The sequence below is a fragment of the Neoroseomonas soli genome, from assembly GCF_018129065.1.
Classification (GTDB): Bacteria; Pseudomonadota; Alphaproteobacteria; order Acetobacterales; family Acetobacteraceae; genus Neoroseomonas; species Neoroseomonas soli.
On record NZ_JAAEDM010000087.1, the window covers coordinates 1 to 16725 of the forward strand.

Annotated in this window: 22 protein-coding genes; 9 read left to right on the plus strand and 13 right to left on the minus strand. The window is 71.3% G+C overall.

Annotation, left to right across the window (positions count from 1 at the left end):
* Positions 1 to 166 precede the first annotated feature (166 nt).
* The 3 genes from GXW76_RS21440 to GXW76_RS21450 are packed head-to-tail and all read right to left on the minus strand — an operon-like array spanning position 167 to position 2184.
* A complete protein-coding gene (locus tag GXW76_RS21440; RefSeq protein ID WP_211864149.1) occupies positions 167 to 598 on the minus strand; it encodes a DUF6468 domain-containing protein in 432 nt (143 codons plus the stop codon).
* A 3-nt stretch (positions 599 to 601) separates the two neighbouring features.
* Positions 602 to 1672 carry a flagellar motor switch protein FliM gene (gene fliM / locus GXW76_RS21445; protein ID WP_211864150.1) on the minus strand — a complete coding sequence of 357 codons (1071 nt, stop codon included), beginning with the start codon at positions 1670 to 1672 and terminating at the stop codon, positions 602 to 604.
* On the minus strand, positions 1669 to 2184 hold the full coding sequence (locus tag GXW76_RS21450) for a flagellar basal body-associated FliL family protein (protein ID WP_211864151.1): 516 nt from the start codon (positions 2182 to 2184) through the stop codon (positions 1669 to 1671). Before GXW76_RS21450 ends, fliM begins: the two co-directional genes overlap by 4 nt.
* A 184-nt stretch (positions 2185 to 2368) precedes the next feature.
* Here GXW76_RS21450 and flgF point away from each other — a divergent pair, with 184 nt between their 5' ends.
* The 5 genes from flgF to GXW76_RS21475 all read left to right on the plus strand — a co-directional run bounded on the left by flgF (position 2369) and on the right by GXW76_RS21475 (position 6053).
* On the plus strand, positions 2369 to 3112 hold the full coding sequence (flgF, locus tag GXW76_RS21455) for a flagellar basal-body rod protein FlgF (protein WP_211864152.1): 744 nt from the start codon (positions 2369 to 2371) through the stop codon (positions 3110 to 3112).
* Positions 3113 to 3125: 13 nt separating this feature from the next.
* The gene (gene flgG / locus GXW76_RS21460) at positions 3126 to 3911 is read left to right on the plus strand and encodes a flagellar basal-body rod protein FlgG (protein ID WP_211864153.1); all 786 of its coding nucleotides are present in this window, start codon (positions 3126 to 3128) and stop codon (positions 3909 to 3911) included.
* Entirely contained in the window at positions 3911 to 4864 is a 954-nt protein-coding gene (gene flgA / locus GXW76_RS21465; RefSeq protein WP_211864154.1) for a flagellar basal body P-ring formation chaperone FlgA, read from the plus strand. The genes flgG and flgA overlap by 1 nt, the downstream gene beginning before the upstream one ends.
* 2 nt (positions 4865 to 4866) lie before the next feature.
* Positions 4867 to 5601, plus strand: coding sequence for a flagellar basal body L-ring protein FlgH (flgH, locus tag GXW76_RS21470; protein ID WP_211864155.1), 735 nt, complete (start codon positions 4867 to 4869; stop codon positions 5599 to 5601).
* Positions 5602 to 5810: 209 nt separating this feature from the next.
* Positions 5811 to 6053: a YMGG-like glycine zipper-containing protein gene (locus GXW76_RS21475; RefSeq protein ID WP_211864156.1), complete on the plus strand. Its 243-nt coding sequence runs from the start codon at positions 5811 to 5813 to the stop codon at positions 6051 to 6053.
* Between the two features lie 189 nt (positions 6054 to 6242).
* Here GXW76_RS21475 and GXW76_RS21480 read toward each other — a convergent pair whose 3' ends face one another.
* Complete coding sequence (locus GXW76_RS21480) at positions 6243 to 6671, minus strand: hypothetical protein (RefSeq protein ID WP_211864157.1); 429 nt, start codon at positions 6669 to 6671, stop codon at positions 6243 to 6245.
* A gap of 3 nt (positions 6672 to 6674) precedes the next feature.
* Positions 6675 to 6968: a hypothetical protein gene (locus tag GXW76_RS21485; protein WP_211864158.1), complete on the minus strand. Its 294-nt coding sequence runs from the start codon at positions 6966 to 6968 to the stop codon at positions 6675 to 6677.
* Between the two features lie 122 nt (positions 6969 to 7090).
* On the opposite strand from GXW76_RS21485, the gene GXW76_RS21490 reads away from it, so the two are divergent.
* Positions 7091 to 8824, plus strand: a complete 1734-nt coding sequence (locus GXW76_RS21490; RefSeq protein WP_211864159.1) for an AI-2E family transporter — start codon at positions 7091 to 7093, stop codon at positions 8822 to 8824.
* Between the two features lie 149 nt (positions 8825 to 8973).
* Here the strand turns inward: GXW76_RS21490 and GXW76_RS21495 are convergent, their stop codons facing one another.
* From GXW76_RS21495 to GXW76_RS21515, 5 genes are all read right to left on the minus strand, one after another.
* Entirely contained in the window at positions 8974 to 9165 is a 192-nt protein-coding gene (locus GXW76_RS21495; protein WP_211864160.1) for a hypothetical protein, read from the minus strand.
* 330 nt (positions 9166 to 9495) lie between these two features.
* Positions 9496 to 11196 carry a sensor histidine kinase gene (locus GXW76_RS21500; protein ID WP_211864161.1) on the minus strand — a complete coding sequence of 567 codons (1701 nt, stop codon included), beginning with the start codon at positions 11194 to 11196 and terminating at the stop codon, positions 9496 to 9498.
* A gap of 47 nt (positions 11197 to 11243) precedes the next feature.
* Positions 11244 to 11417 carry a NepR family anti-sigma factor gene (locus tag GXW76_RS21505; RefSeq protein ID WP_456307116.1) on the minus strand — a complete coding sequence of 58 codons (174 nt, stop codon included), beginning with the start codon at positions 11415 to 11417 and terminating at the stop codon, positions 11244 to 11246.
* Positions 11418 to 11437: 20 nt separating this feature from the next.
* Positions 11438 to 12076: a sigma-70 family RNA polymerase sigma factor gene (locus GXW76_RS21510; RefSeq protein ID WP_211864162.1), complete on the minus strand. Its 639-nt coding sequence runs from the start codon at positions 12074 to 12076 to the stop codon at positions 11438 to 11440.
* A gap of 151 nt (positions 12077 to 12227) precedes the next feature.
* On the minus strand, positions 12228 to 12719 hold the full coding sequence (locus GXW76_RS21515; RefSeq protein ID WP_211864163.1) for a sigma-70 family RNA polymerase sigma factor: 492 nt from the start codon (positions 12717 to 12719) through the stop codon (positions 12228 to 12230).
* A 62-nt stretch (positions 12720 to 12781) separates the two neighbouring features.
* Here GXW76_RS21515 and GXW76_RS21520 point away from each other — a divergent pair, with 62 nt between their 5' ends.
* Both GXW76_RS21520 and GXW76_RS21525 read left to right on the plus strand, forming a co-directional pair.
* Positions 12782 to 13501 (plus strand): response regulator, encoded by a 720-nt coding sequence (locus GXW76_RS21520; RefSeq protein WP_211864164.1) that lies wholly within the window; start codon positions 12782 to 12784, stop codon positions 13499 to 13501.
* A 249-nt stretch (positions 13502 to 13750) separates the two neighbouring features.
* Positions 13751 to 13915, plus strand: a complete 165-nt coding sequence (locus GXW76_RS21525) for a DUF1328 domain-containing protein (RefSeq protein WP_211864165.1) — start codon at positions 13751 to 13753, stop codon at positions 13913 to 13915.
* Between the two features lie 214 nt (positions 13916 to 14129).
* Here the strand turns inward: GXW76_RS21525 and GXW76_RS21530 are convergent, their stop codons facing one another.
* Positions 14130 to 14858, minus strand: a complete 729-nt coding sequence (locus GXW76_RS21530; protein ID WP_211864166.1) for a glutathione S-transferase — start codon at positions 14856 to 14858, stop codon at positions 14130 to 14132.
* 250 nt (positions 14859 to 15108) lie between these two features.
* On the opposite strand from GXW76_RS21530, the gene GXW76_RS21535 reads away from it, so the two are divergent.
* Entirely contained in the window at positions 15109 to 15834 is a 726-nt protein-coding gene (locus GXW76_RS21535; protein ID WP_211864167.1) for an SOS response-associated peptidase, read from the plus strand.
* 47 nt (positions 15835 to 15881) lie between these two features.
* Here GXW76_RS21535 and dksA read toward each other — a convergent pair whose 3' ends face one another.
* Positions 15882 to 16298, minus strand: coding sequence for an RNA polymerase-binding protein DksA (gene dksA, locus GXW76_RS21540; RefSeq protein WP_211864168.1), 417 nt, complete (start codon positions 16296 to 16298; stop codon positions 15882 to 15884).
* 165 nt (positions 16299 to 16463) lie between these two features.
* Positions 16464 to 16725: flagellar assembly protein FliX (locus tag GXW76_RS21545; RefSeq protein ID WP_272876124.1), on the minus strand; the 262-nt coding region annotated here is incomplete at its 5' end.

Here is a 16725-nt window from a genome sequence, read left to right on the forward strand (position 1 = left end):
ACCGGCGGGGGCACCTCACGCGGCGCGGCCGCGGGGGGATCGGCCGCGCGCGCCGGGGCGATCACCCCCGCCGGCGCTTCAAGCGCCCCGAACAGCCCGCCGGCCTTGACCACGAAGAGCGCGGCCATGGCGACGATCGCCATCGGCAACAGGCGCGGCCGCAGCATCACCGTCCCGCCTTGCCCGCGCCGAGCGCCAGCGCCCGCATCAGGTCGCGTTCGGCCTGGGACTGCAACGGCTGCTCGGCCGCGCGCGGGGCCTCGTTGGCCAGCGGCCGCCCGGCGCGCACCAGCCCTTCCAGCCGGTCGGCGAGCGTCTCGGCGCGCTCGATCAGATAGCGCAGGTCGTCGCGCAGCGGCTCGGCCGCCGCGGTGCGCTCGGCCACTTGCCGGCCGGCAAGTTCGGCCGAGGCGCGCAGCCGCACCATCGCCGCATCGGCCATGCGCGCGGCCTCGGACAGGCCCTGGGCGCTGCCCTCCATCGCGGAGCGGTCGCGCCGGATCTCGCGCAGGCTCCGCTCCAGCCGCAGCGCGAAGGGGATGGCGGCGCCGAGCAGCGCCAGCAGCACCACCTGCAACAGCCATTCGAGCATCGACATGGCTCAGCCCTCCATCCGCCGGCCGCGTTCCAGCGCGCGGGCAATCCGCACCGCCAGGCGCATCTCCTGCCGGCCCAACTCGGCCTCGAACATCGGGATGTCGCCGCAGCACAGCCGCACCGGCGCACCCGGCGCGACGCCGAGCGCGATGCGGTCCCCCACCTTCAGCGCCAGCACCGAGGACAGCGGCATCAACTGCTCGTCCAGCACCACGTCGAGCGCGACCTCGGTGCTGCGCAGTTCCTCCGCGAGGTGGGTTTCCCAGATGCTGTCGCGGCCGAATTTCTCGCCCATGAATTGCTGCAACAGAAGTTCGCGCACGGGTTCCAGCGTGGCGTAGGGCAGCAGCAGTTCCAGCTTGCCGCCGCGGTCCTCCATGTCCACGCGCAGGCGCACCAGCACGCAGGCGTTGGACGGACGCGAAATGGCGGCGAAGCGCGGGTTCACCTCCAACCGGTCGAACTTGAACTCGACTGGGCAGAGCGGCTCGAAGGCCGCCGTCATGTCGTCGAGCACGACGCCGATCAGCCGCTCGACCAATGTCCGCTCGATGGTGGTGTAAGGCCGGCCTTCGATGCGCATGGCCGCCGTGCCGCGCCGCCCGCCGAGCAGCACGTCCACCACCGAATAGATCAGCGCGGAATCGACGACGACGAGGCCGTAATTGTCCCACTGCTCCGCCCGCGTGACGCCGAGCATCGCCGGCAGCGGGATGGAATTCAGGTAGTCCGCGAAGCGCAGGGAGACGATGCCGTCGATCGATACTTCCACGTTGTCGGAGGTGAAGTTGCGCAGCGTCGTGGACATCAGCCGCACCAGCCGGTCGAAGACGATCTCCAGCATCGGCAGGCGCTCGTAGGAGACGAGGCCCGAGGAGATGATCCTCTGGATGCCGCTTTCCTCGGCGCTGCCGCCCGACCCGCTCTCGAAGCCGAGCAGGCTGTCGATCTCAGCCTGGTTCAGCACGCGCGTCGCATCCGGCGTCGGCGCCGCGGCGGCGGGCTCGGCGCCCTCCTCCTCCAGCGCCGCGCCCCAGGCGGCGGCGAGATCGTCCTCCTCCTGGCTGCCGCTCACTGGACCAGGATCTCCGTGAAGAGCACGTCGGTGACGCGCGGCGCGGGCTGCGTGCTGCCGGCCGGCGGGGCGACGGCGATGTTGGCGCGCGCGATCAGTTCCTCCCGCAGGCGATGGGTGCCGGCGGAACCGCGCAGCTCCTCGGGTCGAGTCTCGCGCAGGTAGGTCTGGAACAGGTCGAGCAGCCGCGGCATGGCGGCCTGGATGGCGGCGCCGTCCTCCGCACGCGCGATCTCGAGCTTGCTGCGAAGCTTCACAAAGACCGGCCGCCGCCCGGTGGCGTTGAGGTTGGTCACGATCTCCGGCATGTCGAAGAAGGCCGGCGGGCGCGGCGCCTCCGTCCGTGGCTTGCCTTCAGGCGCAGCGCCGGCCGGCCCCATGCCGAGCAGCGGCGGCAGGATCCCGCCGAACCACAGCCACGCGCCCCCACCGCCCAGAACGAGCGGCAGCGCGACCAGCAGTAGCTTCTTCCTGCCCGATCTATTCTGTTCCGCCTGCGGCGCCGCCGACATGCCCTGCCTCCTGCAAGGCCCCCAGCATCGGCCCCCGCCGTTAAGGAAGGCTTGCGCGCGCGGAACTGCCGGGCCGGCGGGCCTTTGCTGCCGCCGCCCGGCAGCAAATGCCGCCCCCGGCCCCGCCCGGGCCTGGCACGCCGATTGCCCCATGTGCCGCGGACCTCGACCGGAGACGCGCCGCATGGACAGCCCGGGCTACATCATCCTCTCGCGCCTGACGCTGCAGTCGCGCGCGACGCAGGTGCTGGCGCACAACGTCGCCAATGCCGACACGCCGGGCTTCCGCGCGCTGCGGCCGGTCTTCGCCGATTTCGTCGCCCGCCAGGATCCCGGGGGCACGCCGCCCGGCGGCCGCCAGACCCATTTCGTGCAGGACCGCGCCACCTGGCGGGAAATGCAGACTGGCCCCATGCAGGTCACCGGCAACCCGCTCGACCTCGCGCTGACTGGGGACGGCTTCTTCGCCGTGGAAACCCCGCGCGGAGAACGCTTCACCCGCGCCGGCCGCTTCACCATCGGCGATGCCGGGCGGATCGTGGACATGGACGGCAATCCGCTGCTCAACGTGGAAGGCGAGCCCATCGCCGTGGCGCCGAACGACACCCGCATCGAGGTCCAGGGCGACGGCACCATCCGCAGCGAGAACGGCGTGCTCGGCCGCGTGCGCGTGGTCCGCTTCGACAGCGTGCAGGCCCTGCGCGCCGAGGGCGACCGCCTGTTCGACGCCGTGGGCGAGCAGCCCCAGCCCTTGGACCGCCCCGCCATCCGCCAGGGCGTGCTCGAAGGCAGCAACGTCCAGCCCATCGTCGAGATGACGCGGCTGACCGCCGAACTCCGCGAATTCCAGTTCGCCGCCCAGTTCGCCGAGCGCGAGGGCGAGCGCCTCTCCACCGCCGTCGAGCGCATCCTGCGCCGCCGCTCGTAAAGGTCAGCCCCCGATGCGATCGCTCCACGTCGCCGCCACCGGCATGATGGCCCAGCAGAACAATGTCGAGGTCATCTCCAACAACATCGCGAACATCTCGACTACCGGCTACAAGCGCCGCCGCGCCGAGTTCCAGGATCTGATCTACCAGAACCTGCGCCGCACCGGATCGCAATCCGCCGATACAGGCACGGTGCTGCCCTCCGGCGCGCAGATCGGCCTGGGCGTTCGCACCGCCGCGGTCTATCGCATCAGCGAACAGGGCAACCTGCAGCAGACCGAGAACCGCTTCGACCTCGCCATCCGCGGCAACGGCTACTTCCAGATCCAGTTGCCCTCAGGCGAGACCGCCTATACCCGCGACGGCACCTTCGGCCTGAGCGCGGAAGGCACCATCGTCACGGCGGAAGGCTTCGTCGTGCAGCCGGGCATCACCATCCCGGCCAATGCGCGCGACGTCACCATCAACGCGGCAGGCGAGGTGCTGGCGAAACTCGATGGCCAGACCAACCCGCAGAATGTCGGCCAGATCCAGCTCGCGATCTTCGCCAACGAGGGCGGGCTGGAAGCGGTCGGCGACAACCTCTTCCTCGCCACCCCGGCCTCCGGGGATGCGCAGCAGGCCGCGCCCGGCCAGCCGGGCTATGGCCAGACCATGCAGGGCTTCATCGAGACCTCGAACGTCAACGTGGTGCAGGAGATCACCTCGCTGATCACGGCGCAGCGCGCCTATGAGATGAATTCCCGCGTCATCACCGCCTCCGACGAGATGCTCTCGACGCTGACGAGGCTGCGCTGATGCTCCGCCGCGCGTTCTTCCTCCTGCCCGCCCTCACCCTGCCGGCCCAGGCCGGGGCGCCCCCGCCCGCGCCGCGCCCGCTGGTGCTGGCGGAGGACGCCATGCTCCGCCTCGGCGACCTGTTCGAGAATGCCGGCCCGCTCGCCCCCCAGGCGGTCGGCGCGGCCCCCGCGCCGGGGCGGCGGATGGTGCTCGATGCCGCCAACCTCGCCGCCATCGCGCGGCGGCACGGCCTGCCCTGGCGGCCGCTGTCCGGCGAGGAGCGCAGCATCGTCGAGCGTCCCGGCCGCCCCATCCCGCGCGACGAGATCGAATCCCTGTTGCGTCCCGACCTCGTGCGCCTCGGCGCCGATGAGGAGGCGGAGATCGAACTCCCCGGCTTCGCCCCGCCGCTGGTCCCGGTCACGGCGCTGCCGGAGATCGCCATCGAGGCCGCGCATTACGACGCCACCAGCCGCCGCTTTGCCGCTACCCTAGTCATCGCCGCGGATGGCATGCCGACGCAACGCCTGCGCATCACGGGCCGCGCGCTGCCGACCGTGCCGGTGGTGGTTGCCGCGCGCCGCCTCGCGGTCGGGGAGATCGTCCGCCCCGGCGACATCGAGGAACGCCGCGTCCGCGCCGAGCGCGTCCGCCCCGGCACCGCCCAGCGCGTCGAGGACGTCATCGGCCGCCAGATGCGCCGCCCGATCGGCAGCGACCTGCCCTTCATGCTGGTGGACCTCGTCGCCCCGGTGGTGGTGGCGAAGAACCAGCCGGTGCTGATGCTGCTGGACGCGCCGGGCCTCGCGCTGACCGCGCAGGGCCGCGCGCTGGAAGCCGCGGCGATGGGTGAGCGCGTGACGGTGATGAACCTCGCCTCCCGTTCCGTGGTGGAGGCGCAGGCGATCGGCCCAGGCCGCGTGCGCGTGCTGTCCGGCGCCGTGCCCCTCGTCGTCGCGCGGAGGAACTGACCATGCGCCGCGCCGCACTTCTCGCACTTCCCTTCCTCCTCGCCGCCTGCTCGGGCGCCGAGCGCCTGTCGCGCCTCGGCGACGCGCCAGAGATGGCGGGCGTGACCAACCCGACCGCCGACCCGCGCTGGCGGCCGGTTTCCATGCCGATGCCGAACCCGCAGGATCCGCCGCTCGCCAACAATTCGCTGTGGCGGCCGGGCAGCCGGACCTTCCTGCGCGACCAGCGGGCCGCGGCGGTGGGGGACATCGTCACCGTGCTGGTCTCGATCCAGGACGAGGCGGAACTGGAGAACCGCACCATCCGCTCCCGCGACAACACGGAAGGCATGGGCCTGCCGCGGCTGCTCGGGCTGGAATCCTCCTATGCCCGCCTGTTCCCGACGGGGATCGACCCGTCGCAACTCGTGCAGGCCAATTCGACCAGCGGGGTGAACGGCACCGGCGCCATACGCCGCAATGAGACGGTGACGCTGCGCGTCGCCGCCACGGTCGCGCAGGTGCTGCCGAACGGAAACCTGGTGGTGACTGGCCGCCAGCAGGTGCGGGTGAACAGCGAGCTGCGCGACCTGGCGGTGGGCGGCGTGATCCGCCCGCAAGACATCGGGAGCGACAACACCGTGCGCCACGACCGGCTGGCCGAGGCCCGCATCGCCTATGGCGGGCGCGGCACCATCAGCGACGTGCAGCGACCGCGCGTCGGGCAGGAGTTGCTGGACATCATCCTGCCCTTCTGAAAGTTCGATCCCAGGATCCGGAAGTTCGGGAGCCTTCCTCCGGCAGTCCGGACGTCAATGTGAAGACAGCCGCACGAGACTCCCGGTGCGGGCGACACCGACGCTCGGATCACCGCTTCGGCGGCGGCCTGCTTCACGAAGGATGAAGGGACACGGAAACGAATCCGTCCATCGCGCGTTGAATCGCCAGGAGGAGAAGGAGACCTGCGATGAAGCGCAGCCTGGCTGCAATCCTGGCCATCGCCGGCACCATCGCCCTTGGTGGCTGCGGCGTGACTCCAGGCGACCGCGCCATCTCGGGCGGCCTGCTTGGGGCGGGCACCGGTGCCGCGATCGGCTCGCTTTCGGGCAGTGCCGGAACCGGCGCACTGATCGGCGGCGCGGTCGGCGCAGTCGGTGGAGCCGTGACGAGTCCGAACACCATCAATCTCGGCCGTCCGGTCTGGCGTTGATCGACCAGCGTCACTGACCAGCCACGGGCGGCAGGCGTGCCGCCCGTGGCCGTCCTGCCGAAACATTCCCGGCCTTCAGGTGGCGAAGGCAGTTGCGCCATTCGCACCACCAAGCCTCGGCATTTCCCATCCAAGCCAAAGGGCCCCGGCATCGTCCGGGGCCCCTGTCGCATGCGTAGATGCCTGATCTCAGTGCCGGCGCTCGATCAAGCTCGCCAGCGCCTGCCCGGCGACGGCGCCGAGGATCGGAGCCGAGGCGCTGCCCATCATCGCTGCCGCCGCCTCCTGCAGCGGGGATCGTGACGCGGCGGCCGCAAGCGCCGTGCGACGCAGCGCCCGAGCCTCCTCCACCACCGGATCGCGGCGCCGCCGGCAAGCCAGCAGCAACACCCCCGCCATCACGAGGTCCGCCAGCGCGACGACACCGGCCGCGCCGGGCAGCCCGAGGCGAGGCTCGAGCGCCGTCACGGCCGCGACGTGCGCCGAAGCGAGCGCCGCCACGCCGAACACGGTCGCCGCTGCAACCCAGCCGGCCCGCCGCGCGACCGCCGAGGCCTCGTGCCGGAGGCGAAGGCCTTCCGCCTCGGCCGCGACGCCCAGCAATTGCAGGGTATGCATGGTTCAACGCCGCAGCATCAGGCCGACGGCAATCCCGGCGAGTGCCGCGGCGCCGACGGCAGCGAAGGGCTGTGCCCGGACGTTGCGCGCCAGGCTGTCAGTCTGACGGCGCAAGGTCCCGGCGGCCGCCTGTACGGCCTGCTCGGCCGCCTCTGACAGTGCAGGCGAGACGCGCTCGTTGATCAGCGCCTCCACCTTCTCTCGCAGCGCGGAGATCTCGCTTTGGGTCAGTTCCATCGCATCGCGCGCGATGGCGTCGACCCGATCGTTCGTCGTGCGCTCGCTGGCCCGTGCCATTCCCGTTTCTCCTCTGGCGATCATCTGCCCATGAAACGGCGGGCGGCGGCGAAAGTTGCGATCGCGGCAACCCGCTGCCTTCCGCGCGCGTTCCTCCCGCATCGAGAATTCGGGAGCCGATCGTGCCGAAGGGACCGGACGACTACGCCAGCAAGCCCGCGAGCGGGCCGGACCCGCTCTGGGTGATCGCGGCGCTCATGGTGCTCGCCGTGCTGCATCTGGGGCGGGAGGTATTCATACCGATGGCGCTCGCGCTGCTGCTCTCGGTGGTGCTGATTCCGCCGGCGCGGCTGCTGCAGCGCATCGGGCTTCCGCGGCCCATCGCCGTCGCGCTGCTGCTGGTCGTCAGCCTGGCCGCGATCGGTTCGATCGTGCTGCTCGTCACCTCCCAGGTTCTCACCCTGGCCGCGGAGTTGCCGAGCTGGGAGGCGAACCTCCGGCAGAAACTCCATGCGCTGGCAGAAGGCTCGGGCGTGCTCGACCGCGCGGCTGGCACGCTGCGCCGGCTGTCCGAGGAAATCGGCCGCGGCCACGGGGGCGTTCCGGCGCCGATGGCCGCTGCCCCGGCGAGTGGCGGCGCGGGCGCGCTCGAGACCGTGCTCGACATGGCGGGCATGATCGCCGCGCCCGCCGCCTCGCTCGCCGTCGCGCTGCTCCTGATGGCATACCTGCTGATGCAGCGGGAGGATGTCCGGGATCGCTTCCTGCGCCTGGCCGGCTTGCACGACCTGCACCGCACCACGCGCGCCATGGCCGACGCCACGGACCGGATCGGCCGCTACCTGCTGATGCAGATGATGCTGAATGCGGCATTCGGCATGGGGATGGGGCTCGCCCTCACGGTGATCGGCGTGCCCAATGCGCCGCTCTGGGGCGTGCTTGCCTTCGTGCTGCGCTTCATCCCCTTCCTCGGGGTGTGGATCGCCCTGTCCCTGCCGTTGATCGTCGCCTTCGCAACCGGGAAGGGGTGGACGGAACCGCTGCTCGTGCTGCTGGCCTTCGCCATCGTGGACGGGCTGGTGACGCATGTCCTGGAGCCGCTGCTCTACGGGCGCTCGACAGGCCTCACGCCGCTCGCATTGCTCGTGTCCTCGGCTGTGTGGACGGTGCTGTGGGGGCCGATCGGGCTGCTGCTCGCGCCGCCGATCACCGCCTGCCTGGTCATCCTGGGCCGCCATGTCCCCGCGCTCGGCTTCCTCGAGATCCTGCTCGGCAATGGCGAGGCGCTGCCCGCGCCGCTTCGCTTCTACCAGCGCTTCCTCGCGCACGACCCGGAGGGCGCGCAGGAGATCGCCGAGGAGCATGCCGAGGCCGAAGGTCCCGGCGCCACCCTGCGCGACCTGGTCCTGCCGGCCGTCATCGCGCTGGGCGAGGACCGCGCCGGCGGCGTGCTCAGCGCCGCAGCGGCCGCGCGCATCGGCGACGGGTTGACCGCGGTCGCCGAGGCTCTGGTGAGCGAGACGCCCGCCGGAAACACGGCGGTGCGCGTGATCGGCATCGCCGGCCCGGCGGACCGGGCGCTTGCCGGCTGCGCCGGCGCCATGGCCACCCTGCGAGGCTGGCGCCAGGCCGAGGAGGGCGAAGCGGCGGAGGTGGCGATCCTGTGCGCGGTGCAGCCGGTCTCCGCCCCTCGGCTGCGCCGCGCGCGCGCGATCGCGCAACAGGGGGGCCGCACCGTGCTCGGCCTCGCGCCCGATGCATCGGCGGCCGCGCAGCTTGCCGCGGAGCTTGCCCCCGCACCGGTACTGCGCGGCCTTGATGCCCTCGCCTCCCGGCTCGGCACGTCGCGGCAACCGGCCGCGGCCGAGTTGAGCCCGGAGGGCGAGCCTGCCATCGCGCGGCCCGCCATCGCCTGACCGCAGGCGCGGTCGTGCGGTGCACGCAGGAGGCATGACCTCGCGCGCAAGAGAAACGCGCCGACGGAGGAACCCGTCGGCGCGTTCGTCTGTCTGGGTAGGACGTTCCGTGCGCCGGGCGGCAGTGCCGCCCCGGCGCCCGGGCTCGGCTATTCCGTCGCGCGGTCCAGCGCGCGGCCGATCCGTTCGGCGGGGCCGTTCGGCGGATCGATCGCGTCGCGGACCTCCTCGGCGGCGCGGTCCACGCGTTCGCCGATCCGTTCCGCCGGCCCATCGTCGCAGGCGGCCAGCGGCACGGCGAACAGCACGGCCGCGCAGGCGGCCCGGATCGTGGGGGTCATGGTCCACTCCATCTTCGGTTGCGTTGGAACAACGCATGCCCGAACGGGTGGTTGCCGCCGCGGCCTGTCTGGGCCGGATCACATCCCGGTTGCCGACGGCTCGCCGCGCTGGAGCAGATCCCGACCAGGTGGAATCGCCTGGTCGGGCGAGGATGCTCGCGGAAACAAGGGCCTGGAGCGGCGTTCGTGAGCCGCGGCGACCGGAGACCGCGCTAGTGTCCTGATTCCGAAATCCTGCGGACTTCGTTCTCAGGCCACTAGCCTATGTTTTCAGTGGCCTGCTTGTTCGCTTCGTTCGCTGGAAATCCAACGAACTTCGCGGGCAGGACACTAGGCCGCGCTGGACGGCGTCTCCTCGACCTCCCGGCGCAGCAGCGGGAAGCGCACCGAGATGCGCGTGCCGCCCTCCGTGGTGACTTCCGCCGCGCCGCCGAGATGCGCCGCGAAGCCCTCGATCAGGCGCAGGCCAAGACCATCCCCCGGCGCGGCCGCGTCGCCGAGGCCGACGCCATCGTCGTGAACGACGAGATGCGCCTCGTCGCCCTCGGTGTGGAAGGTGACCGTGACCGTTCCCTCGCGCCCGTCAGGGAAGGCATGGCGGATCGCATTGCTCACCGATTCCGTCAGCAGCAGCGCGAGCGAGATCGCCTGGTCGGACCCCATCTCCACGTCGTCGGCCTCGATCACGATCGAGATGCGGTCCTCCTCCCCGGCGCCGAGCGCATCGCCGAGCTGCCGGGACAGTTCCTCGAGGAACGGGCGCAGCGAGATTCGCTCGAAGGACTGGTGCAGGTAGAGATGGCGATGCAGCGTCGCGAGCGCCTGCACGCGGTCGCGCGCCACCGCGAATTCCGTTCGCGCGCTCGGGCTGCGCAAGCGGTCGGCCTGCAGGCTGAGCAGCGAGGCAACCACCTGCAGGTTGTTCTTCACCCGGTGGTGGATCTCCGCCATCAGGAGGTCGCGCTGGCGCAGGGCGCCGGTAAGGGCCGCATCGCGTTCCTGCAGGGCATCCGCCGCGGCGATCAGCGCGCGGTCGAGGTCGCGCACCTCGCGCGGGCCGCCGGCATCGGGGTCGGCTTCGAAGGCGCGGCCAGGCGCCCAGTTGCGCACGCGCGCCGCGAGCCGGCGCAGCGGGCGCGAGACGCCGAACTCGACGCCGACCAGGATGGCGAGCACGCAGGCTCCGAGGAAGACGGCGAGTTCGGCCACGCGACGGAGGAGGGCACTCATCGCCTCGGCCTCCGCATCCTGCATCGGCACCCCGACGAGCAGCCGCAGACCGGGGTTCAGTTCCTTGATCGACCAGGCGTAGGCGACGCCGCCGCGCGACGTGCCGCGCTGCGTCTCGTCGGCCGTCGTGCCGATCTCGGCGAGGATGCCCGCAGGCGGAAGTGCGGCCGCCGGCGCGTCGCCGAGAGGCAGCGCCTTGCCGTCCTGGTCCAGCAGCCAGACATGGTGGGGCCTCGCGACATCCGACCCGCGCTCGTTGCGCAGGAAGTAGTCGAGGAACAACTCGCCGCCGACGATGGCGCGAAGACGGCCATCGGGCCCCGTCATGGGCGCGGCAGCCGGCAGGACCGTGCGGTCGGGGACAGCGCCCATGGTGAACTGGCCGACGCTGATCTGGCGCGTCGCCCGCGTGCGCTGCACGTAGTCGAGGCCCGCGAGGTTGCGCCCGCGTTGCGACGGCACGCCGCTGCAGATGACCGTCCCGTCCGTGTCGAGCAGCCAGAAATTACCGTAGCGGTCGGGTTTCAACGCCCGGAGGTGCGCGAGTTCCGCATCGCAGGCCTCGGGCGGGATGTCGGGCAGCGTCGTGAAGCGCGCGATGCCCGCGATCATGTCCTTGAGCGCGTCCACCGCCGCGCCGTGCCGGGCCGCCGCGACCTCGCGCAGGATCAGCGCGTCGCGCAGCCCCTGGGACAAGGCGGCGAGGTACGACCCCCAGGCATTGGCGCCGGCGATGCCGGCGATCGGAATGGTGGCCGTGACAACGAGGACGAGGAGCCTGCCGCGGACTCCCGCGAGCATGCCCGGTCGTGGTGCATCGGGCTGCGGCGGCGCTGCGCCGCCGGGGCTCATTTCCGGCGGTCCTGCTCGATCAGCTTCAGCAGTTCGGGCGGAATGGGCTCGCGCGCGACGTCGTCGAACATCTTGTGCAGCCCGCGGCGCAGCCAGATGTCGAACGCGGCATCGGGGACGGACTTCTTCTGCCTCCGCCCCCGTGCCGGTGGTCCCGGCGCGCCCTTCATGTCATTTTCAGTCTCGTCCATCACCGTCCGTGCCGAAGTGGCGCCACCCCTTCCACCTGGGGCGACATGCTACGCGCGCGCCCGGCGGCGGCGCCAGCGCCGCGATCCGCGGGCCGGTTCCGCCTTTCGGGCTCCCCGCCGAGCAGGCGCTGTTCCAGAACCCGCCGCGCGCGGAACACGCGGCATTTCGCCGTGCCGACGGCGCAGCCCATCGCCTTCGCCACGTCCTCGTAGGACATGCCGTCCACGGCGACCATCACGAGGGCCGCGCGCTGGTCAGCCGGCAGGCGCATCATTTCGGCGCGGAGCTCGCGCAGCGCGAGGCTGTCCTCCTGGTTGGCCGGGCGCGCGAAGGCTTCGCTCGGCGCATCGTCCATGTCGACGGTCTCACGGGCCCGCCGGCGGTCGGAGATGAAGCGGTTGCGGAGGATGCGGTACATCCAGGCGCCGAAATTGGTGCCCGGGGCGAAGCTCGCCTGAGCTGCGAGCGCATTGGTCACGGCGGCCTGCACGAGGTCGTCCGCATCCGCCCTGGATCGCGTCAGCGAGAGGGCCTGGACGCGCAATCGCGGCAGCAGCGCGATCAGCTCGTCGTGGAAGACAAAGCCGCCGGGGTGATCGACGGGGGCCCGGGCGGGGGCGTCGAGGTGCGTGCTCATGCCCGACAAACGGGTCGAGCGCGTTCGAGGTTGCATCGGAGATCGACGGAATTTGCATTTCTGATATGCTATTTACGCATGAAACCCTGCTCGTCCGGTGCGCGTTGCCGCCGACATGCAGGGTTCCGCAGCGGCCATGCGGCCAGGACGCTCAGATCCGCTCGCCCAAGCGGCGGGCCAGCGTGGCCCGCGCGCGGGAAACGCGCGCCTTCACGGTGCCCGGGGGCACGCCGATCACCGCTGCCGCTTCCGCGATCTCGAATTCCAGGGCCGCGACAAGCAACAATGCCTCCCGCTGTGCCGGCGGCAGCAGCCCGATGGCATCCGCAAGGTCGCCCAGTTCGGCCGCACCGGGCTGCGCCGGCGGCTGGACCTGCCGGGCCGGCATGTCCGCGAGGCCGCGTGCCTCCACCGCGCGCCGGCGTTGCTGGTCGAGGAAAAGGTTTCGCAGGATACGAAAGCACCAGGCGCGAAGGTCGCTCCCGGCCTGCCACTGCGCCTCCCGTTCCATGGCGCGCACCACCGCCTCCTGCACGAGGTCGTCGGCGCGCGCCGGATCGCGGGCGAGGAACCGCGCGAAGGCGCGCAATTGCGGCAGCAGCCCGGCGAGGGCCTCGCGGAATCCGTCCGACCCGTCCTTCATGGGATCGACTGGCCCGAAACTTCCATTCCCCTGACCATAGGCTCCATGCAACAGGTGCCAAGATGAACGCAGCGACACAGCCCGAGTTGCTCCGCGCCCTTCCCTATGCCCGCCGCTATGCGCGCGCGCTGACCGGGGCGCAGAAGGCCGGGGACAGCCTCGTCGCAGCCGCGCTTTCCACCCCGCTGCCGGACCTCCCGCCCCGGCTCGCCCTTTATGCCGCCGTGGCGCTCGCGGCCCCGGCGGCGGTCGCCGACGAGGGGCCGAGCGCCGTGCAGCGCCACCTCCTGCTGCTGACCGCGCTCGAGGACCTCGATGTCGGGGACGCCGCATCCGTCCTCGACATTCCCCGCGAGGAGGCCGAGCGCGAACTCGACGCCGGGCGCAACGCGCTGCGCGCCGTCAACGCGACCGACATCCTCGTCATCGAGGACGAGCCGGTGATCGCGCTCGACCTCAAGCGCCTGGTCGAGGCCTGCGGCCACCGCGTCGTCGGGATCGCCTCCAGCGAGGCGCAGGCGGTGCGCCTGGCGCAGAACCGGCAACCGGGGCTGATCCTCGCAGACATCAACCTCGGCCGGGGCGGGGACGGGAGCGTCGCGGTGGCGCGCATCCAGCAGGCGATGTCGGTGCCGGTCATCTTCGTCACCGCCTATCCCGAGCGGCTGCTGACCGCCGAGGGTGTCGAGCCCGCCTTCGTGATCAGCAAGCCCTTCGAGCCGCTCGCGCTGGCCATCGCGACATATCAGGCGGTGATGCGCGGCCGCGCGCCGGCGGTCTGAGCCCGTTCTCCGACGCGGCCCACGGCCCGCGTCCTGGCCATCCGCCCGCGGGAAGCGCTTGCTCCGCGCATGGGCGCTCTGGTGACGGCCTGCTGATCGGCCGCATCCGCAAGCACGGCCGCGCGCCTGCCGCGCAGGTGGCGCAGCGATGGTGCCTCCGAACTGCGCCTCGCGGCACGGAAATGCGGCAGCGCCGCAACCTCCAGCGATGCGCCGCGTTATCCGACCGCCAACAGACGGAGACGCCCGATGCTGTACTGGACATTGATTTTCCTGGTCGTTGCCCTGGTCGCTGGCGTGCTCGGCTTCGGCGGCATCGCCTCGGCGGCGAGTGGCTTCGCGAAAGTCCTGTTCGTCATCTTCCTCGTGCTCTTCCTGGTCAGCCTCATCGCCGGGCGCGGCTTCGCAGGTTGACGGAGAGCAACAGGATACGCACCGCCCCCCAAGGTGGGGGCGGCGCGCCTTTTTCAGTCATCACCGGGGCAGGCCGATCGACCATCGGCCAGGCCCGCCCACCTGTGCTTCCGGAGAACCAACCGCCGGGCCTGGCGCAAATGCCGCCATGTCCCGGACGGGACCGTCTGACCGGCCTCCATCCGCCTCATCCTTTTCCTGATGGGCTTTCGCTCTACGGATCGAGTTCGGGGTAGTGCCGGAAGATTCCATACTCGTTGAACGGAATGCGGCGCTCGCTGGCGAGGTAGGCGGCGATGCGCGGGCGCGCGGCAACGGCCTTCGTGAGCGCTGCGACCTTCGGAGCCTTCCTCAAGGCCGTCCGGGACGCCTTCGGGAAGGCGTAGGTCAGGCCCGAGACGAGCTGGAACAGGGATAGCTCGGCATAGGTCACGCGGGCGCCGACCAGATGGCCCCTGCCCTTCGGGTTCCGGTCGAGCACCGTCTCGAACCACCCCAGGAACTTCGGCATCCGGTACCGGCAGAAATCCTCCGCGCGTCGCTTCGCCTCGGGCTTCTGGTCCTCGTAGTAGAGGCGCGAGGCGATCGGATGGTGAGTATCGTGCGCCTCGGACACCGCATCGGCGATCGTCAGTTGCAACTGGTGGGTCCAGAGCCGCCCGGTCTCGCTCTTCGGCGCCAGGCCGTGCCGATCACCGAGGTAGAGAAGGATCGCGGCGGTCTGCCCGATGACCCGCTTGCCGTGCCTGAGGAACGGCGGGGCGAAGGGTGGCGTCGCCATCCCCGGGTCATCGAGACCGGTGGCGACGATGACGGAGGCTTCGCCCTCCGACCCTTCCTTGGCGACATCGCGATAGGCGACGCCGGCTTCCTCCAGTGCGAGCCGGACGAATTCGCCGCGGCCCTGCAGGCCGGGCCAGTAATGCAGTTCGTAGGCAGCCATCGGTCACCTCGTCGAACAAGGCGGGCGGTCAGCGTATCACGCGCGGTGCAGGTGGATCCGGGGCCATGGAATGGGCCCGAAGTCGTGGCTCGGCTGCTACGTTGGCATTCCCGGCGCTGCGGCTCCCGCGAAGCAGGCTTCTGCGGGACCGGCGGGACATCGAGGCGCCATCGCCGGGCCATTCGGGACAGCCGGCGCCCCCGGGCATACCCTTTCGTGAGATTGTCCACGCAACCCAGGATCGCGCCCCATGTGCGGACGGTATTTCCAGCAGCGTTCCTCCGGCGACATCGCGCGCCATTTCGGCACGAGGAACGCGACGCCGAACCTCGTCCCCTCCTTCAACCGGGCCCCGACGCAGGATGGCCTCGTGGTGCGCCGCCACCCGGACACCGGCGCCCGCCATCTCGATGCCCTGCGCTGGGGCCTGGTGCCGCGCTGGGCGAAGGATGCTTCGGGCGGGGCGAAGATGATGAACGCCCGCAGCGAATCGGTCGCCGAGAAGCCCGCCTTCCGGGAAGCCTTCCGCAAGCGCCGCGGCATCGCGGTGGCCGATGGGTTCTACGAATGGCAGATGCTCGGCCCGAAATCGAAACAGCCCTTCGCGGTGGCCATGGCCGATGGCGCGCCGATGCCGCTAGCCGCGCTGTGGGAAGGCTGGCGCGAGCCGGACGGGACGATCCTGCGGACCTTCACCATCCTGACCACGGCGGCGGCGCCGGAACTCGCCGTGCTGCACGACCGCATGCCGGTGATCCTGCCGCCCGAGGCCTGGGACGCCTGGCTCGGCGCCGATGAGGCGGACGAGGCCGCCCTCCTCGCCCTGCTGAAACCTTATCCGCGCAAGGGCCTGGCCGTGTGGCCGGTCGGCTCGCGCGTCGGGCGGGTGACGGAGGACGACGCCGGCCTCATCGAGCGCGACCCGCTGGCCCAGCCGCCCACGGGCCTGGACGACCCGCCGCCGCGCTTCGCCTGAGGCCCTCGCCCCCCCCGCGGGCACAAAAAAACGCGCCCGAAGCGCGCTCAATCGTCCCGGTGGACGCGTTCCATGCGTTCGTGGCGTTCCTGCGCCTCGATGCTCATGGTTGCGATCGGGCGGGCCTCCAGGCGACGCAGGCCGATCGGCTCGCCGCTTTCCTCGCAATAGCCGTAGGTCCCGGTCTCGATCCGTTCCAGCGCCTGGTCGATCTTGCTGATCAGCTTGCGGGCCCGGTCCCGGGTGCGAAGTTCGAGGGCCCGGTCGGTCTCGACGCTGGCGCGGTCGCTGAGGTCCGGCTCCGCGATCCCGCCCTCGGAGAGCGAGGAGAGCGTCTCGCCGGCTTCCCGCAGCAGATCCTGGCGCCAGCGGAGCAACTTCTGGCGGAAGTATTCCAATTGCAGGGGGCTCATGAATTCCTCGGCGTCCGAGGGTCGATAGTCGGGCGGCAGCGTCACAAGCATGTTCAGTCCAATTCCCCCGGCGCGAAGGTCCGAGGCGCCTTCCCGGCGCCTGCCGGACCCCCCTCTGAAAGCGGGCGGAACATAGACGCGCCCCCTGGCGAAAGCCAAGAGGGTCCTTCACGACAAACGACTGAATCCCCGCGCTTTTCAGACAGGTGACATGGATCACTCCATGCCGCGGCGTGCAAGTTCGATCCGGGCGCGGAGAGCGATGGCCGCGACCGCCGCGGCCAGGGCCGGATCCGCCGCCGACTCGCCCTCGGCCAGGGCGGCAAGGGCCTGGAGCCGGGCCGGGTCCACCCGGCCGGCGAGAAGCTCGGCCTGCAGGCCGGAAAGCTCGCGCAGCAGCGCGTCCCCCCGCCGCCGGGCGCGGGCGTCCCGCTCGGCGACCGGGCCAGCCTCCTGGAGCGCCAGCAGGCCGATCGCC

Coding starts and splice junctions, on each gene's coding strand:
- GXW76_RS21440 (WP_211864149.1), bottom strand. CDS start 598: ATGTCGATGCTCGAATGGCTGTTGCAGGTGGTGCTGCTGGCGCTGCTC.
- GXW76_RS21450 (WP_211864151.1), bottom strand. CDS start 2,184: ATGTCGGCGGCGCCGCAGGCGGAACAGAATAGATCGGGCAGGAAGAAG.
- flgF (WP_211864152.1), top strand. CDS start 2,369: ATGGACAGCCCGGGCTACATCATCCTCTCGCGCCTGACGCTGCAGTCG.
- flgG (WP_211864153.1), top strand. CDS start 3,126: ATGCGATCGCTCCACGTCGCCGCCACCGGCATGATGGCCCAGCAGAAC.
- flgA (WP_211864154.1), top strand. CDS start 3,911: ATGCTCCGCCGCGCGTTCTTCCTCCTGCCCGCCCTCACCCTGCCGGCC.
- flgH (WP_211864155.1), top strand. CDS start 4,867: ATGCGCCGCGCCGCACTTCTCGCACTTCCCTTCCTCCTCGCCGCCTGC.
- GXW76_RS21475 (WP_211864156.1), top strand. CDS start 5,811: ATGAAGCGCAGCCTGGCTGCAATCCTGGCCATCGCCGGCACCATCGCC.
- GXW76_RS21480 (WP_211864157.1), bottom strand. CDS start 6,671: ATGCATACCCTGCAATTGCTGGGCGTCGCGGCCGAGGCGGAAGGCCTT.
- GXW76_RS21485 (WP_211864158.1), bottom strand. CDS start 6,968: ATGGCACGGGCCAGCGAGCGCACGACGAACGATCGGGTCGACGCCATC.
- GXW76_RS21495 (WP_211864160.1), bottom strand. CDS start 9,165: ATGACCCCCACGATCCGGGCCGCCTGCGCGGCCGTGCTGTTCGCCGTG.
- GXW76_RS21500 (WP_211864161.1), bottom strand. CDS start 11,196: ATGCTCGCGGGAGTCCGCGGCAGGCTCCTCGTCCTCGTTGTCACGGCC.
- GXW76_RS21505 (WP_456307116.1), bottom strand. CDS start 11,417: ATGAAGGGCGCGCCGGGACCACCGGCACGGGGGCGGAGGCAGAAGAAG.
- GXW76_RS21510 (WP_211864162.1), bottom strand. CDS start 12,076: ATGAGCACGCACCTCGACGCCCCCGCCCGGGCCCCCGTCGATCACCCC.
- GXW76_RS21515 (WP_211864163.1), bottom strand. CDS start 12,719: ATGAAGGACGGGTCGGACGGATTCCGCGAGGCCCTCGCCGGGCTGCTG.
- GXW76_RS21520 (WP_211864164.1), top strand. CDS start 12,782: ATGAACGCAGCGACACAGCCCGAGTTGCTCCGCGCCCTTCCCTATGCC.
- GXW76_RS21525 (WP_211864165.1), top strand. CDS start 13,751: ATGCTGTACTGGACATTGATTTTCCTGGTCGTTGCCCTGGTCGCTGGC.
- GXW76_RS21530 (WP_211864166.1), bottom strand. CDS start 14,858: ATGGCTGCCTACGAACTGCATTACTGGCCCGGCCTGCAGGGCCGCGGC.
- GXW76_RS21535 (WP_211864167.1), top strand. CDS start 15,109: ATGTGCGGACGGTATTTCCAGCAGCGTTCCTCCGGCGACATCGCGCGC.
- dksA (WP_211864168.1), bottom strand. CDS start 16,298: ATGCTTGTGACGCTGCCGCCCGACTATCGACCCTCGGACGCCGAGGAA.